The organism is Henriciella barbarensis (assembly GCF_003576345.1).
Taxonomy (GTDB): domain Bacteria; phylum Pseudomonadota; class Alphaproteobacteria; order Caulobacterales; family Hyphomonadaceae; genus Henriciella; species Henriciella barbarensis.
Genome location: NZ_QWGB01000003.1, coordinates 66,676 through 81,377 on the forward strand (window position 1 = coordinate 66,676; position 14,702 = coordinate 81,377).

Below are 14,702 nucleotides of genomic sequence, written 5' to 3' on the forward strand. Positions count from 1 at the left end.
CGTCAGACGCCCTGGAAGCCTTCAACTTCGCGGCGCTGCTTCTCGCCCTGATCGAGGCCGAGCAGGAGTAGCACTGAAGACGCGACGAAAACCGACGAATATGTACCGATGATTACACCAAAGATGAGTGCGAAGCTCATTCCGCTGAGCACAGTACCGCCGAAGAGATAGATGCTGAACAGCGCCAGAAGCGTAGTGCCAGAGGTCAGCAAGGTTCGCGACAGTGTCTGGTTTACGGCAAGGTCGATCACCTTGTCCGGCTCCATCTTCTTGTACTTACGCGCTTCCTCACGGACGCGGTCGAAGACGATCACGGTGTCGTTCATAGAGTAGCCGACGATGGTCAGGAGCGCGGCGATGGTCGACAAATTGAACTCAAACTGGGTTAGCGAGAACATGCCCATCGTGATGATGACATCGTGGAAAAGCGCAGCGACGGCACCAAGCGCATACTTCCATTGGAAGCGCACCGATATGTAGGCCATCATTAGTGCAAGCGCGACGGCCAGCGCCATCAAACCACTGCGCAGAAGTTCACCAGATACCTTCGGCCCGACGGCGGCACTGCTTCGGACATTAAGGCCGGGGAACGCTTCGTTCAGGGCCGCGCGCACGCGGTCATTCGCCTGCTGCTGTGCTGTATCCTGGTCCGTGCCCGGCTCAGCTGGCTGGGTGGCAAATCGGATGACGATAACTTCGATAGCCTCGACGCCTGTGCCACGTGCGGCGTTGACGCCGACCTCGCCAAGGCCAAGACCTCCCATGACTTCGCGGACATCCTCTTCCTGAACACCTTCAGGCTGCTCGATCTCGATGACGGAGCCGCCAGCAAAGTCGATGCCGAAGTTCATGCCCTTGGTGAAAATCAGGGCAAAGGATGCCGCGATCAGGATCGCTGAGAATAGCAGCGCCGGCAGCCTGAACGACATGAAGCGGACATTGGTGCTTTTAGGCCAGTACTGGAGAAGCATAGCGGTCCCCTAAATCGAAAGCTTGCGCGGACGCGCAAGGCGCAGCCACATCGAAGTAAACCAGCGGGTCACCACGAATGCTGTGAAGACGGAGGTCACGATACCAATAGCCAGCGTCACGGCGAAGCCTTTCACCGGGCCAGAGCCGAGGAGATAGAGGATCGATGCGGCGATAAAGGTCGTGATATTGGCGTCAAGAATGGTCGAGAGCGCGCGCTCATAGCCCGCTATGACGGCGGTGGTTGGAGAGCGGCCATTGCGCTGTTCTTCACGGATCCGTTCAAAGACGATGACGTTCGCGTCCACCGCCATACCGATGGTGAGAACGATACCTGCGATACCCGGCAGGGTCAGTGTCGCACCGAGGCCAGACAATGCGCCGAGGATCAGCACGATATTGGCAAGTAGTGAGCCGACTGCGAAACTGCCGATCAGGCCATAGGCGATGATCATGAACACACCGACGAGTGCGAGGCCGATAAGGCTCGCATTTGTACCGGCTGCAATCGAGTCTGCGCCGAGACCCGGGCCGACTGTACGCTCTTCGATGAAGTTCAGCTTTGCTGGCAACTCACCGGCTTCGATAATGTCGGCGAGGTCCTGAGCTTCCTCAAGCGTGAATTGTCCGGTGATCTGGACGTTGCCGCCCCAGATCGGCTCATTGATACGCGGGGCAGACATGACCGTGCCGTCCAGTACAATCGCGAAGATCTGCCCGCGATTGTTTGCGGTCGTCTGACCGAAACGCTCGGCGCCGGTGCCGTTCAGGCGAAAGTCGACGGCAGGCGAGTTGTCATCTGGGTTTCGCCCCTGGCTGGCACTTGCAATGTCGCTTCCGGTAACGACAGGCGTCCGGTTGACCAGCATCGGGCGACCAAACTCATCCACGAGCAGTTCAAAACCCGGAGGCGGGCGTGTGGCCTGGGCAGCGTTCACGGCTGACTGGTCCATGTTCGCCATGTTAAAGGTCAGACGACCTGCCTGGCTGAGAATGTTCTTGATGCGGCGCGGGTCGGCTTCACCAGGCGCCTCAATAACGATCCGCGTATCGCCTTGTGGGGTGATAGAAACTTCACTGACACCATCAGGGTCGAGGCGGCGACGAATGATCGTGATCATCGTGCCTTGCGCATCGGCTGCAAGCGCCTGCTGTGCACCTTCGCTGACGCTCACCATGATACGCTGCGGGCCCGCCCGCTCGATTGACAGAACGCGGTCGCTGCCGGTTGCGCCAATCGTTGGATTGATACGACGCAGACGACGAAGCGCTTCTTCCATGTCTTCCGGGTTGCGCAGCTGGATCGGAAGTGTCGTTCCCTGCTGTTCCGGAACGTCTCGCTGAATGAGCGGGTCCCTGTTCAGCGCCTGCACGATATCAGTCTGCAGCGTTTCGAGGCGGTTTGCCGCGACCTCAGCCGGATCGATCTGGGTCAGCAAATAGACACCGCCCTGAAGGTCGAGGCCAAGATTGACCTTGCTAGTCGGCAGGAAGCCGGGCCACCAGGATTCCTCTGCCGCATCCATCTGATCCTGGAATGCAGCAATATCCTGCGGCGCATCCGATTGTGGTTCGCGCGGCTCAACACCAAGAAACCCATCAGTAAATGCGTTCGGAATAGCCATGAGCGCGCCCCAGACGAGCACGATCAGGATCAGAGATACTTTCCAGGCCGGAAAATTCAGCATGGCCCTCTCCCCCTCAGAGCGATCAGGACGATTTGGTGTCGTTCGCGGCCGGTGCCGGATCGTTCTTGCTGCGCACGTCGGCAATCATGGAACGGACGACCCGAACGCGTACGCCGTCGGCAAGCTCTACGGAAAGCTCTTGCTCGGTAACTTTCACAACCTTGCCGATCAGGCCGCCTGACGTAATCACCGTGTCACCGCGAACGACCGCTTCGATCATCTGACGATGCTTCTTCTGACGCTGGTTCGCCGGGCGGATAAGCAGGAAGTAAAAGATCAGGATCAGCGGCACGAAGAAGATGAGCTGACCGATAATTCCGCCGGTTGCCCCACCTGCTTCCTGTGCCGATGCCAGTGGTGCGAGGCTTGCTGCTGTCAGGGCAGCCAGGACCAGTCTTGAATTCATCTTTGTTTCTCCGCGGATTTCAGGCTCGTCGCTATATCTGTGGAGGGCTTACATTGCAAACAAGACCAATCAATGCGCGATTGCAGTACGGGGCAAACACCGCCCTGCAACAGACAAGTGCTTCTGTTCCTCCAAGCTATCGAGCCGAGACTTACCAAGTCTGTTTTCCGGCTCGCGTGGCCCGTAAAGTAAAAACGGCCACTCGTCGTTTCCAGTCTGTTGGCGGAAACCGTCGAATGGGAGACCGGGCAAGCCCGCGCGCCCCCTGAAAACATAAGCGCGCATCGGTCATTCACAATATATATCTTTATTCGATATGGCTTTTATGATAAACGATGTGACGTTCAGGCAGGGCAGGCCAATTAGGAACATCAAAATGAAGAAGATAAAGATAGCTGCAATCGCAATCCTTTGTACGACGTCTATACCCGCAGCCTTTGCTGCAAGTTGGCAACCGTACGGGCAGCACAGCGCTGATGCGCCTCGTTCAATCTACGCACAGGAAAATGACGGCGTTGCGACGCTTCTTTCGTGCGACGCGAAGGGCGACCTATCCGTAATGATCTCCTATGAGGGAGGCGACCTCACCCGAAAGATGAAGGCCAATGCCCCATTTCGACGCACGGTAGATGTCGGCATCGTCCGCGACGGTTCCGACAGCGCCGAATCTCCGTGGACAATCATTCCAGCGGTGGACCTGATACACACCAAATCCCATGGTGACGCGGGCAAGATTTATAACGCCACAATTCTCGGCGAAGACGTGACCGTGAGCATTCAGCGGGAAGGCGACGTCGCGCTCGTGCTCCCAGCTGTGGACGATGTTTTCCGCGCTTTTGCGACAACCTGCTCGCCACCTGCCGGAGAGTAGTCTCACCAGATGGGCTGAGCGCCAATTGATTGAGTAAATCTGGTGGTCGGGGGCGAGCAGCGCTGGTCGCGTAACCTCGACCGCTAGTATTACTTGCTGTTTCACACGGGCTCGATTGACCCGACCGTGGGGATGGGCCAATCCTATCCAGAATTGATTGAGGGGCGAGCTATGAAGATCGCGCTATTTGCAGCTAGTGTTATGATCATTGCGGGCTCAGGAGCGGCAATTGCTCAGGAGACAGCCGAAGAAGGCTGGCAGGCCAACTCCTGGAAGCGTCAGATCACCTACAATGGCGGCAAAGCGAGAGACCTGACCTATGACTTGTACACGTTGCACACAACGGCGACGGACAAACCGGGGCTGATGTTCTCCTGTAGCGAAGAATATGGCATGAACGTGCTATATAGTTTCGACGCTGTTGACCTGCTGTCTTTGTTCACTGAGCCACAACAGTCACGGCGTCTGCGGTCTATTCCAATGTGGGTCTGGACGGGCAATTACAGGAACGACTCGGCCTATTACATGGTCCGTCGCTCCGACAAGGTCCTTGCTAACCAGAAGCCAATTCAGTCGGCGATCGCCATGGGGGCAATTCTGCAAGGCTTGCCTATCCGCATCAAATCGGGTGGCTATTTCGACGTGACACTTCCCCTCCCCCCGCTTGATGAGGAAGTGATGGCTTTTGTTGAAAATTGTGAGAAAGCGTCGGAGATTGCCGACGAGGTAAAGGCCGCGACAGCTTCCAGGGCTGCCGCAGACTAAGATATTCAGGCTTCAGCGGGCGCGATTGTCACGCTTTCCCCACAGCCGCAGGCATCTGTCTGGTTCGGGTTACGGAACACGAACTTCTCGTGGAGCATCGTCGTTTCATAATCGACGGTGCAGCCGAGCAGGAACAGCACAGCTTTCGCATCGACAACAATCTTGACGCCCTTGTCCTCGACAACTTCATCGAGGTCTGCGGGGGCTTCAACGTAATCCATGACGTATTCCATGCCCGCGCAGCCGCCATTCTTGACGCCGACGCGCAAATAGCCTGCGCCTTTTTCAGTCATGATCTGTCCGACGCGCTCTGCAGCGGCGTCTGTCAGGGTAACAAGTTGTGGGCGTGGTCTTCTGGCCATGATGGTTAGATGTGACCTGTCAGTTCGTGTTTCAACTACAACATGTTCAGCGCGAGACGCGCCTCATCCGACATGCGCGAAGGGTCCCAGGGCGGATCGAATGTGAGGCGGACTTCGACATCCTTAACCCCTTCTACTGTGCGAGCAGCATTCTCGACCCAGCCTGGCATATCGCCCGCAACAGGACAGCCTGGCGCGGTAAGTGTCATATCGATGTCGACCTTGCGGTCATCATCAATATCGACCTTGTAGATCAGGCCAAGCTCGTAAATGTCGACCGGGATTTCCGGGTCAAATACGGACTTGAACGCCATGATCAGCTCATCAGTGAGCCGGTCAAGCTCCTCCTGCGGGATCTGAGACCCGCTGGTTTCGTCGCTAGCTCTTGGCGTTTCTGAAAGGCTCATATCGTCTGGCATTACAGGACCTTATAACAGCATTCCGCGCGCTTTGTTTAGCGCCTCAATGAACACGTCTACTTCTTCCTCGGTGTTATAGAGCGCAAAGCTTGCGCGTGCGGTTGCACTAACACCTAGGTGGGTCATCAAAGGCTGAGCGCAATGGTGGCCTGCACGTATGGCGACACCGTAGCGGTCCAGGAGCTGCGCGATATCGTGCGGATGAACGCCTTCAACACTGAAGGATATGACCGGGCCCTTGCCTGTCGCAGTGCCGTGAAGACGTATGCCGTTGACCGCAGAAAGCTCAGCCGTTGCCTTCTCCAGAAGCTTGGTTTCGTGGGCACGGACTGCGTCCATATCGAACGCAGACAGCCAGTCGATCGCAGCACCGAAACCTATGGCTTGCAGGATTGGCGGCGTGCCGGCTTCGAATTTGTGCGGTGGGACGTTGTAGGTCACGCGGTCCTGTTCGACGATCTCGATCATTTCCCCGCCGCCCTGGTACGGGCGCAAAGCTTCAAGAGCCGCTACACGGCCGTAGAGCGCACCAATACCGGTCGGCCCATAGATCTTGTGTCCGGTAAGGACGTAGAAGTCACAGCCGATGTCCTGAACATCGATATCGAGGTGGACACCCGACTGGCAGCCATCGATGAGAATATAGGCGTCGACAGCATGGGCAATCTCAGTAGCGCGTTTCGCGTCTACCTTCGTGCCGAGCACGTTAGACATATGCGTCAGTGACACGAGTTTCGTTTTGGGCCCGACCGCTGCTTGCAGCGCTTCCATGTCTAGCGAGCCGTCATCGAGTACCGGGACCCATTTCAGCACCGCGCCGTGTCGCTCTCGCAGAAAATGCCAAGGAACGATGTTCGAATGGTGCTCCATGACCGATAGGACAATCTCGTCGCCCGGTTCGATCATGTCGACGATACCGTTCGCGACGAGGTTCATCGCTTCGGTACCACCTTTCGTGAAGATGATGTTCTCGTCGCTTTCAGCGTTCAGAAATTGTCGGATTTTTCCGCGCGCGCCTTCATAGGCCTCTGTGGTCTCATTGGCGAGCGTATGAAGCCCCCGGTGCACGTTGGCGTAAGCTGTCTGCGCCTGGTTCGACATGCTGTCTAGCACAGCATCAGGGGTCTGAGCGCTTGCTGCATTGTCGAGATAGACAAGCGGCTTGCCGTTTACTTCGCGGCCGAGAATCGGAAATTCGCTCCGGACTGCGTTGAGGTCTAAAGCGCGTGCCATTAATTGCTTCCCTGGTTCCGGAGGAAACGGCGGGTTGCTTCGATGAGTTGGTCGCGCACGCCCTTTAGCGCGTCTCCGAGAGCCTCTGCGATGAAGGCCTCTGTAAGTAGAGCGCGTGCTTCCGGTTTAGGAATGCCTCGCTGTTGCATATAGAACAGGGCGTCATCGTCTAGCTGACCAGACGTATTGCCGTGCTCGCACTCGACGTCGTCGGCATAGATTTCAAGCTCGGGCTTAGCGAATATTTCGGCCCCGTTTTCGAGCAGGAGCGCCTGATGCTGCATCTCGGCGTCGGTAAACTGACCGACCGTGCGCGGGACCAGGAACTTGCCTTGAAAGACGCCGCGTCCGCCATCGGCAACCGCGCCTTTTGTAAGCTGTGACGTCACACAGGATTCCGCGCCGTGCGTTACATGCGTCGTAAAATCTGTATGAAAGCCTGAAGCGACTAGGTAAGCACCGTTGAGCGTTGCCTCTGCGCCTTCGCCCTGATGCTCAAGACGCGTTTCCATGCGACAAAGCTTGCCGCCAAAGGACAGCGCCGTCTGTTTGAATGTCGCCTTGGCATCCAGGTGAGCTGTGGTGGTGATTGCAGTCACCTCTTCACGGCTGGATTCCTGCAACACCGTCCGGTCAACACTGGCATTTTCGGCCAGGCCAAATTCGGCCAGGAAGGCGGAAAAACCCGCACCGCCGCTATAATGCTCAAACAAATCCAGATGACAGTCCTTGCGCACGACGAAGACGACACGTGAAAATGCTGCAGCGCCGCCGCCATGATAAGTGAGGACCAGTGGCTGATCGACTTTCGCTGAGACTTCAATCATCAGCATGTCTTCACCGGAGTGACCGGTCATCGACGAAGCAAGCGCCCCTAGCGGTAGCGCGTCGGCCTGCGCGAAATCGTGTCCGCCCGACTTCGCGAAAATTTTCAGACCTTCAGATAGCTTGTCAGGAATAGTCCAGGCGGAGCCGTCGAAACGTAGTTCGATAGCGTCAGAAGGAAGCTCGATTGATGTGTCCGCTGCTGTGTCAACGGTTGCGAGCCTAGACACCGCTTGCCGAACATCGGTCCACTTCCATTGCTCCATCCGGCGATGAGGAAGCCCTGATCGCGTGAACGCTTCGAAAGCGGCCTTTTGAGACGCCTCAGGCTTTTGCTGCGAGAAGAGGTCCGTCAGCTGGCGCTCTGCCTCGCTTGGGTTCTTGAGGGCGGTCGTAGTCAAGCGACCTCCCCGAGGATCCCGTCATAGCCTTCTTTCTCGAGTTGTAGCGCAAGCTCTGGACCGCCAGACTTTATGATCCGGCCCTTTGCGAGCACATGCACACGGTCAGGTTTGATATGGTCAAGCAGGCGCTGATAGTGCGTGATGACGAGCATGCCGCGATCTTCGTTCCGAAGTGCATTCACACCGTCTGCAACCGTCTTCAACGCGTCGATGTCGAGCCCCGAATCGGTTTCGTCGAGAATGGCAAAGCGTGGCTCCATCATCATCATCTGGAAGATCTCGAGCCGCTTCTTCTCGCCACCAGAGAAACCGACATTCACTGGACGCTTCAGCATATCCGCGTCGATATTCAGCTTCTGGCCGATTTCGCGAGCCTTCTTGATGAAGTCGGGGGCAGAGATTTCATCCTCGCCGCGTGTCTTGCGCTGGGCGTTTATCGCGGCACGAACGAACGTCATTACCGGGACGCCCGGAATCTCAACCGGGTACTGGAAGGACAGGAACAGGCCGGCGGCTGCCCGTTCGTCGGGTTCCATTTCCAGAAGGTCGTCGCCGTCGAGCGTTGCGGCGCCGCTGGTCGCTTCGTAGCCATCTCGGCCCGTGAGCACGTAGGACAAGGTGGACTTGCCAGCACCGTTCGGCCCCATGATCGCATGAACTTCGCCCGCAGGCACCTCGAGCGACAGGCCATTGAGGATCGTCTTGCGACCATCACCTTCGCCCACATCGGCGGTCAGATTATCAAGCTTCAACATGCTGCCGATGTAGAGATGTCGGACCCGTTTTCAAAGCCCGTTTCGCCGCACCTGCAAGCAAATGTCAGCTTATATCTGTCAGACCGTAGAAATCATGTCCGGAAACAGCGGCATCAAGGTCGATCGGATCGAGCAGAAGCGTGCCGATATAATGGAGGCTCTCCTCCTGACCATTCAGAATTCGCTTCAACGCCGTATTGATCGGCGTCGCAACACCTTGGGGGCCTACAAGTACGAAACTGTCGAGGCCCGGATCGAAACCATAATGCTCGGTGAAGTAAGGATTGGCGGCCATGAACCTGTCGAAACGTTCCCAGCGCCAATCGAGATGAGAATTTGCGCGAATGACTTCGCCTAGATAGAGGCCGGCAAAGGTAACCGTGTTGTCGCCACGCCCGTCTGCAATAAGCGACTCCCCTGCCCTGCCTTCGGCGGCTTGAAGCCGGTTAACGGTGTGAACGTCTTTTAGCCACTCATCGATCGTTTTCAGGCTTTCGATCGAGTAATTGAGCTTCGACCGGTCCAGACGGTTGGGCAGCAGAATGAGGCTATCGGCCTGCGGGGACATGAAGCGGTCGAGACCGGGGCCGATGTCAGCAACTGATAGGCTGGCCGCATAACGCCCATCGTCGCGGCCGATGACTTCACCACGAGAGAATCCCGAAAAGGAAGCTGATGCGCCATAACCATCATACGGGATGTAATACGGAGTGGGCTTTGCCGGTGACGCGCAGGAAGCAAGCGCGAGACATCCCAAAATGAAACAAAGGCGGGCCATGAAGGTCCAATCACGTCAACCTAAAGATACTCTCCGTTCCATAACAGCAATCCGTGTGCCGACCGTTAATAAGCCTAAACCAAAATAAACAAGAAGTCCTTCAAGCGTCGAAATCGCGCATAAGATCGCCTTGGCCGGGTTCGAGGCGGTGGTGCCATTGTCGATAGCTGCAGCATGCCCCATCGCGAAATTCCGCTTTGAGAACACCGTTCATACGAACCGGATCATCAATTCCGTCACGCGTGAAAAATGCGGTCCAATGGGCCCATCCGGTCTGGTCTGAAGCGCTGATTATCTCGAACCCGAAACTCGGCTCTTTTTGTCGGGCAAACGTCTCGGTCAACACTTCAGTCAGCGCCGCCCGCCCCTGGGTCGGCGCCACGAAAGGACTTTGGTAGAACTCGACATCCGTAGCAAAAAGCTGGGAGAAGTTTTCAATGTCGAGATCAGACCAGGCTTTACCAAACGCTTGGAGCCACTCGTAGAAGAAGGTCTCAGTCAGCATCATAACTGCTTACTAGCCCACAGAACCCTCAAGGCTCACCTTCAGCAGGCTTTGGGCTTCGACAGCGAACTCCATGGGCAGGTGCTGCATAACCTCGCGTACGAAGCCGTTTACGAGCAGCGCTACTGCCTCTTCTTCGCCAAGCCCACGTTGCCGGGCATAGAACAGCTGATCTTCTGAAAGCTTCGTGGTCGTCGCCTCATGCTCAAGCTGTGCGTCAGCGCGCCGATTCTCGACATAGGGGACCGTATGAGCGCCGCAATCACCGCCAATCAGGAGCGAGTCGCATTGCGTGAAGTTACGGGCTTTCTCAGCCTTTTTGTTGATCGAAACGAGCCCACGATAGGTGTTATCGGACCGACCCGCCGAGATGCCTTTCGAAATGATCCGCGAGCGCGTGTTCTTGCCCAGATGGATCATCTTGGTGCCGGTATCGGCCATTTGCCGTCCATTGGTCACTGCGATTGAGTAGAACTCGCCCTGGCTATCATCGCCACGCAGGATACAGGACGGGTACTTCCAGGTAACGGCTGAGCCGGTTTCCACCTGCGTCCAGCTGATCTTCGAGCGTGCGCCGCGGCAATCGCCACGTTTCGTTACGAAATTGAAAATGCCACCTTTGCCGTTCTCGTCGCCCGGCCACCAGTTCTGCACGGTGGAGTATTTGATTTCTGCATCTTCTAGCGCAACCAGCTCAACAACGGCCGCATGAAGCTGGTTTTCATCGCGCATCGGCGCAGTGCAACCTTCCAAGTACGAGACGTAGGACCCTTTGTCGGCGACAATCAGGGTGCGTTCAAACTGACCCGTATTTTCCGCGTTCATACGGAAATAGGTGCTGAGTTCCATGGGACAGCGGACACCTTCAGGCACGTACACAAACGTGCCATCAGAGAAGACTGCGCTGTTCAGCGTCGCAAAGAAATTGTCAGATTGCGGCACAACGGAGCCAAGATATTTGCGAACAAGATCAGGGTGTTCGCGCAAAGCTTCTGAAATCGACATGAAAATCACGCCGGCTTTCTCGAGTTCTTTCCGGAATGTCGTCGCGACGGAAACACTGTCAAAAACGGCGTCCACGGCTACTCTTGGTTTCTGATCGCCGCCGCGTGCTTCAGCCGCCGTATCAGCAGCACCCTCCACACCAAGAAGGACTTCGGCTTCGCGCAGCGGAATGCCGAGCTTTTCATACGTCTCAAGAATTTCCTTTGGGACGTCGTCGATGGACTCATACTTCGCGCCCTGCTTTGGCGCGGCGTAGTAGTAGATGTCGTTATAGTCGACTTTTTCGTAGTCGACTTTAGCCCAGTCTGGTTCATCCATGGTCTGCCAGCGTTCATAGGCCTGCAGACGCCAATCGAGCATCCAGCTGGGTTCGCCCTTCTTCTCGGAAATGAAGCGGATAACCTCTTCATTGAGGCCCTTCGGGGCATATTCGGTTTCGATATCGGTCTTGAAGCCTGCGGAGTAGTTCTCGGACTCGAGCGCCTTCGCGGCAGCCACAGTGCCTTTATCGATACTATCCTTGACCCTTACATCATCGGGCATTCAAGCCGTCTCCTTCGTCTTCCTCTGGTGCAGAGCCTTCAGCCAAACGTCCGCAGTGCGGTCGAAATCTTCAGGTGTGCTCCTCCAACCAAAGCTGGTGCGGATTGCGCTTTCTGCAAGAGCGTCATCTGCGCCCATTGCCGATAGGACAAGCGATCTTTTCACCTTCCCGCTCGAGCATGCAGATCCGGACGAGACAGCGATGCCAGCGAGGTCCATCGCCATGACCTGAGTTTCAGCCCTGAATCCACCGTAGGCAAAGTTGGATGTGTTCGGTAGGCGCGGCGCGCCTTCTCCAAATACCGTGACGTCGCCTTCCGCTTTGAGCCGGGTTTCCATATTGTCTCTGAGCTTTGCCAGTTCCTCGAACTTCGACAGATCGGCGATGCTCGCTTCAGCTGCCGCACCGAACCCAGCCAATCCTGCGAGGTTTTCTGTTCCAGAACGCAATGACCGCTCCTGGCCGCCGCCGAACAGGCTGGCTTTCAACGGTGCGCCACTTCGTAGCCAGAGCGCACCAGCACCCTGCGGACCGCCTGCCTTATGGGCAGACAATGCCAGGTAATCGACGCCGAGCAACGAAACGTTCAGTGGAATTTTACCGAGTCCCTGCACCGCGTCACAAATTGTGAGGCCGCCTGCCGCGCGCACCATGGAAGCAGCCTCGGCAACAGGCTGGATCACGCCGGTTTCGTTATTGGCCAGCATCAACACCAGAACAGGCGTACCGTGCTTGTCCGCATCCCAGCCTGCCAGCCGCTCGGACAGGTCTTTCAGATCAGCTTGCCCAGTATTGGTGACGTAGACAGATTGCACGGCTGCGCCCGAGTAACCTGCATTCTTGGCGGCTGCTTCGTGTTCGATCGAGGAGACAAGCAGCGTGCATCTGTTTTCGAGCTGGCGCACAACGCCATGAATGGCAAGCGCTATGGCCTCAGTGCCCCCGGACGTAAAAACGATATCCTGCGGAATGGCGGAGATCGCTGACGCGACCTGCATGCGAGCGGTTTCAAGTATCTTGCGCGCCTTTCGGCCCGGTCCATGGACGCTTGAAGGGTTTGCCCCCACTTCCAGCGCGGCAATCATCGCTTCCCGCGCTTCCGGGCGGAGCGGTGCCGTGGCATTGTAATCAGCGTAGATCATGGTGCTGCACATAGGATAACACGGCGCGTCCTTACACAAAAACTTGCATTCCGCGGTTGCTTTCGCCTAAAGCGCCCACTTCACTTCCCAGCTATACGCGACAGAAAGAGGCGCCCAGCATGGCAGAACTCATTATTCCTGGTCCGGCGGGCCGTATCGAGGCCCGCTATACCGAACCGGCACAGGAAGGCGCGCCGATCGCACTGGTACTTCACCCGCACCCACGCGCTGGCGGCACCATGCAGGATCCGATCACGATCCGCCTCTATCAGATGTTTGAAAAGCGCGGCTTTGGCGTTCTGCGCTTTAACACGCGCGGCGTTGGCCGCTCGCAAGGCGTGTACGACCAGGGTGTCGGCGAACTTGAAGATGCCGCATATGTTCTCGATTATATGGAAAACCTGACCGAGAACCCGCGCTTCGTGTGGTGTGCAGGTTACTCTTTCGGTGCATGGATTACGCTTCAGTTACTAATGCGTCGGCCTGAAATCGACGGCTTCCTGGCAATTGCGCCACCATGCAATCACTACGATCTCTCCTTCCTTGCGCCCTGCCCGGCTTCAGGCCTCATCATCTCTGGGGAGAATGACAAGATTTCCGGACCGAAAGACGTGGAGCGTTCACTGACGAAGGTTCGCGTTCAAAAAGGCGAGGTCATTGAGCGGGACACAATCGCCGGCGCCAACCACTTCTTCGTCGACAAGCACGAAGAACTGCTTGCGAAGTGCGAGGCCTATGTTGATCGCCGCCTTGTCGAAGATGAGCAGAAGATGCGTCTTGAGGCGGACACTTCGAAAAAGCGCGGCGCTGCTGCCATTGCCGATCGATCTGACGACACGGAAGAAGCCGAGAGCGACAACGATTAATCGATGAGGCGCCCGCCCGTTATCGGCGCGGGCGCACTTGTCGTTCCTGGCCAACTGATCGGCAGGCCGCGAAGCGTGCGCACTGCAAGAAAAGCAAAGGCCTGAGCCTCTATTGAGTCGCCAAGCCAACCGACATCCTCGGCGCTCTTTACGGCACATGGCGCGCGGACTCTTAGCTCTTGCATGAGCTGAGGATTGCGCCGCCCGCCTCCACAGACAATCAGCTGGTCCGGCCGATCTGTGAAACTCCGGATCGCATGCGCGACGGATTCGGCCGAAAACGCCGTCAGTGTTGCCGCGCCATCTTCGACACTCATGCCGCGCGCAAGCGTTGCGTCGAAGTCGAACCTATCGAGGCTTTTCGGGCCGGGCAGATCAAACCACGGCTTGTCCATCCACAGGTCTATGGACATCTCATCGACGCGACCTGCGGCTGCTGTTCTGCCGTTCTCATCATGTGTGCCGAGACCGTGCTGTTCCATCCATTCATCGATTGGACCGTTCGCAGGGCCTGTGTCGAAGGCGACAAGTTTTCCGTCCGCCGCGCGATAAGTAACATTGGCGACGCCGCCAAGGTTCAAGACCGCTTTGGAACTGGTGTCTCCAAGCGCCTGCAATAGCGCGGCGTGAAAAGCGGGCGCCAGTGGTGCGCCTTGACCGCCAGCTCCAACATCCGCACTTCGGAAATCATATGCGAGCGGCACACCGAGTTGCGAACGCAAACTGCTCGCGTCGAGTATCTGAAGCGTCTGGCCTGACACCTCAGCTGTTGGTGGCCTGTGCAGAACGGTCTGCCCGTGTACGCCCGCGATGGCTGGTACCGGACCATTCCATCCCTCGATAAGCTGACGCCATGCGTCCGCATGGGTTTGGGTCAGCACTTCATTGGCCGCGCGGATAGCAGTTTCCGGCCGCGGGCCGCTCCAGTTCCATGCCCGTGCGGCGTCGACTGCCGTCCTAATTATTGACCGCTCCTGAGGCCTATATTTGCGCTCAGCCACCGGACCGAAATCAAGAACCCGTTCACCGTCGGTCAGGATTAGCGCCGCATCAACGGCATCAATCGAGGTGCCGGACATGAAGCCTGCGGCCCACACTGGCTCAAAATGATTTGTAGGCTGTTCCAATTGTCCCGCGACCCGTGCTAGCAGCGCCCTTCGATAAT

At 57.1% G+C, this 14,702-nt stretch carries 16 protein-coding genes; 3 read left to right on the forward strand and 13 right to left on the reverse strand.

Annotated elements, in window-relative coordinates; genetic code table 11:
* Positions 1–2: 2 nt before the first annotated feature.
* From secF to yajC, 3 genes are read right to left on the reverse strand one after another with little or no spacing between them, the layout of a single operon-like run.
* Positions 3–971 (reverse strand): protein translocase subunit SecF, encoded by a 969-nt coding sequence (secF, locus tag D1224_RS00715; RefSeq protein ID WP_119378026.1) that lies wholly within the window; start codon positions 969–971, stop codon positions 3–5.
* 9 nt (positions 972–980) lie between these two features.
* Positions 981–2,657 (reverse strand): protein translocase subunit SecD, encoded by a 1,677-nt coding sequence (gene secD / locus D1224_RS00720; protein WP_119378027.1) that lies wholly within the window; start codon positions 2,655–2,657, stop codon positions 981–983.
* 22 nt (positions 2,658–2,679) lie between these two features.
* Positions 2,680–3,063, reverse strand: a complete 384-nt coding sequence (yajC, locus tag D1224_RS00725) for a preprotein translocase subunit YajC (RefSeq protein ID WP_119378028.1) — start codon at positions 3,061–3,063, stop codon at positions 2,680–2,682.
* Positions 3,064–3,439: 376 nt separating this feature from the next.
* Here yajC and D1224_RS00730 point away from each other — a divergent pair, with 376 nt between their 5' ends.
* On the forward strand, positions 3,440–3,934 hold the full coding sequence (locus D1224_RS00730; protein ID WP_119378029.1) for a hypothetical protein: 495 nt from the start codon (positions 3,440–3,442) through the stop codon (positions 3,932–3,934).
* Positions 3,935–4,135: 201 nt separating this feature from the next.
* A complete protein-coding gene (locus D1224_RS00735; protein ID WP_182482114.1) occupies positions 4,136–4,699 on the forward strand; it encodes a hypothetical protein in 564 nt (187 codons plus the stop codon).
* 5 nt (positions 4,700–4,704) lie between these two features.
* Here D1224_RS00735 and D1224_RS00740 read toward each other — a convergent pair whose 3' ends face one another.
* The 9 genes from D1224_RS00740 to D1224_RS00780 form a co-directional block, all read right to left on the reverse strand.
* Entirely contained in the window at positions 4,705–5,061 is a 357-nt protein-coding gene (locus tag D1224_RS00740; protein ID WP_119378031.1) for a HesB/IscA family protein, read from the reverse strand.
* 35 nt (positions 5,062–5,096) lie between these two features.
* Positions 5,097–5,480: an SUF system Fe-S cluster assembly protein gene (locus D1224_RS00745; protein WP_119378032.1), complete on the reverse strand. Its 384-nt coding sequence runs from the start codon at positions 5,478–5,480 to the stop codon at positions 5,097–5,099.
* A gap of 9 nt (positions 5,481–5,489) precedes the next feature.
* The gene (locus tag D1224_RS00750; protein ID WP_119378033.1) at positions 5,490–6,713 is read right to left on the reverse strand and encodes a cysteine desulfurase; all 1,224 of its coding nucleotides are present in this window, start codon (positions 6,711–6,713) and stop codon (positions 5,490–5,492) included.
* Complete coding sequence (gene sufD, locus D1224_RS00755) at positions 6,713–7,939, reverse strand: Fe-S cluster assembly protein SufD (protein WP_119378034.1); 1,227 nt, start codon at positions 7,937–7,939, stop codon at positions 6,713–6,715. Before sufD ends, D1224_RS00750 begins: the two co-directional genes overlap by 1 nt.
* A complete protein-coding gene (gene sufC, locus D1224_RS00760; RefSeq protein ID WP_119378035.1) occupies positions 7,936–8,697 on the reverse strand; it encodes a Fe-S cluster assembly ATPase SufC in 762 nt (253 codons plus the stop codon). The genes sufD and sufC overlap by 4 nt, the downstream gene beginning before the upstream one ends.
* Positions 8,698–8,761: 64 nt before the next feature.
* Positions 8,762–9,475 carry a hypothetical protein gene (locus D1224_RS00765; protein ID WP_119378036.1) on the reverse strand — a complete coding sequence of 238 codons (714 nt, stop codon included), beginning with the start codon at positions 9,473–9,475 and terminating at the stop codon, positions 8,762–8,764.
* A 100-nt stretch (positions 9,476–9,575) separates the two neighbouring features.
* Positions 9,576–9,983, reverse strand: a complete 408-nt coding sequence (locus D1224_RS00770; protein ID WP_119378037.1) for a nuclear transport factor 2 family protein — start codon at positions 9,981–9,983, stop codon at positions 9,576–9,578.
* A gap of 9 nt (positions 9,984–9,992) precedes the next feature.
* Positions 9,993–11,528 carry a Fe-S cluster assembly protein SufB gene (sufB, locus tag D1224_RS00775; protein WP_119378038.1) on the reverse strand — a complete coding sequence of 512 codons (1,536 nt, stop codon included), beginning with the start codon at positions 11,526–11,528 and terminating at the stop codon, positions 9,993–9,995.
* The gene (locus D1224_RS00780) at positions 11,529–12,671 is read right to left on the reverse strand and encodes a cysteine desulfurase family protein (protein WP_119378128.1); all 1,143 of its coding nucleotides are present in this window, start codon (positions 12,669–12,671) and stop codon (positions 11,529–11,531) included.
* Between the two features lie 119 nt (positions 12,672–12,790).
* Here D1224_RS00780 and D1224_RS00785 point away from each other — a divergent pair, with 119 nt between their 5' ends.
* Complete coding sequence (locus D1224_RS00785; protein ID WP_119378039.1) at positions 12,791–13,537, forward strand: alpha/beta hydrolase; 747 nt, start codon at positions 12,791–12,793, stop codon at positions 13,535–13,537.
* Here D1224_RS00785 and D1224_RS00790 read toward each other — a convergent pair.
* Positions 13,534–14,664: an anhydro-N-acetylmuramic acid kinase gene (locus tag D1224_RS00790; protein ID WP_233350337.1), complete on the reverse strand. Its 1,131-nt coding sequence runs from the start codon at positions 14,662–14,664 to the stop codon at positions 13,534–13,536. The genes D1224_RS00785 and D1224_RS00790 overlap by 4 nt on opposite strands.
* Between the last annotated feature and the right edge of the window lie 38 nt (positions 14,665–14,702).

What these genes read in the sequence shown, in the direction of transcription:
- D1224_RS00785 (WP_119378039.1), top strand. Translation starts at nt 12,791, where the DNA reads ATGGCAGAACTCATTATTCCTGGTCCGGCGGGCCGTATCGAGGCCCGC.
- D1224_RS00730 (WP_119378029.1), top strand. Translation starts at nt 3,440, where the DNA reads ATGAAGAAGATAAAGATAGCTGCAATCGCAATCCTTTGTACGACGTCT.
- secF (WP_119378026.1), bottom strand. Translation starts at nt 971, where the DNA reads ATGCTTCTCCAGTACTGGCCTAAAAGCACCAATGTCCGCTTCATGTCG.
- sufB (WP_119378038.1), bottom strand. Translation starts at nt 11,528, where the DNA reads ATGCCCGATGATGTAAGGGTCAAGGATAGTATCGATAAAGGCACTGTG.
- D1224_RS00740 (WP_119378031.1), bottom strand. Translation starts at nt 5,061, where the DNA reads ATGGCCAGAAGACCACGCCCACAACTTGTTACCCTGACAGACGCCGCT.
- sufC (WP_119378035.1), bottom strand. Translation starts at nt 8,697, where the DNA reads ATGTTGAAGCTTGATAATCTGACCGCCGATGTGGGCGAAGGTGATGGT.
- D1224_RS00765 (WP_119378036.1), bottom strand. Translation starts at nt 9,475, where the DNA reads ATGGCCCGCCTTTGTTTCATTTTGGGATGTCTCGCGCTTGCTTCCTGC.
- D1224_RS00780 (WP_119378128.1), bottom strand. Translation starts at nt 12,671, where the DNA reads ATGATCTACGCTGATTACAATGCCACGGCACCGCTCCGCCCGGAAGCG.
- D1224_RS00745 (WP_119378032.1), bottom strand. Translation starts at nt 5,480, where the DNA reads ATGCCAGACGATATGAGCCTTTCAGAAACGCCAAGAGCTAGCGACGAA.
- D1224_RS00770 (WP_119378037.1), bottom strand. Translation starts at nt 9,983, where the DNA reads ATGATGCTGACTGAGACCTTCTTCTACGAGTGGCTCCAAGCGTTTGGT.
- D1224_RS00735 (WP_182482114.1), top strand. Translation starts at nt 4,136, where the DNA reads ATGATCATTGCGGGCTCAGGAGCGGCAATTGCTCAGGAGACAGCCGAA.
- yajC (WP_119378028.1), bottom strand. Translation starts at nt 3,063, where the DNA reads ATGAATTCAAGACTGGTCCTGGCTGCCCTGACAGCAGCAAGCCTCGCA.
- secD (WP_119378027.1), bottom strand. Translation starts at nt 2,657, where the DNA reads ATGCTGAATTTTCCGGCCTGGAAAGTATCTCTGATCCTGATCGTGCTC.
- D1224_RS00750 (WP_119378033.1), bottom strand. Translation starts at nt 6,713, where the DNA reads ATGGCACGCGCTTTAGACCTCAACGCAGTCCGGAGCGAATTTCCGATT.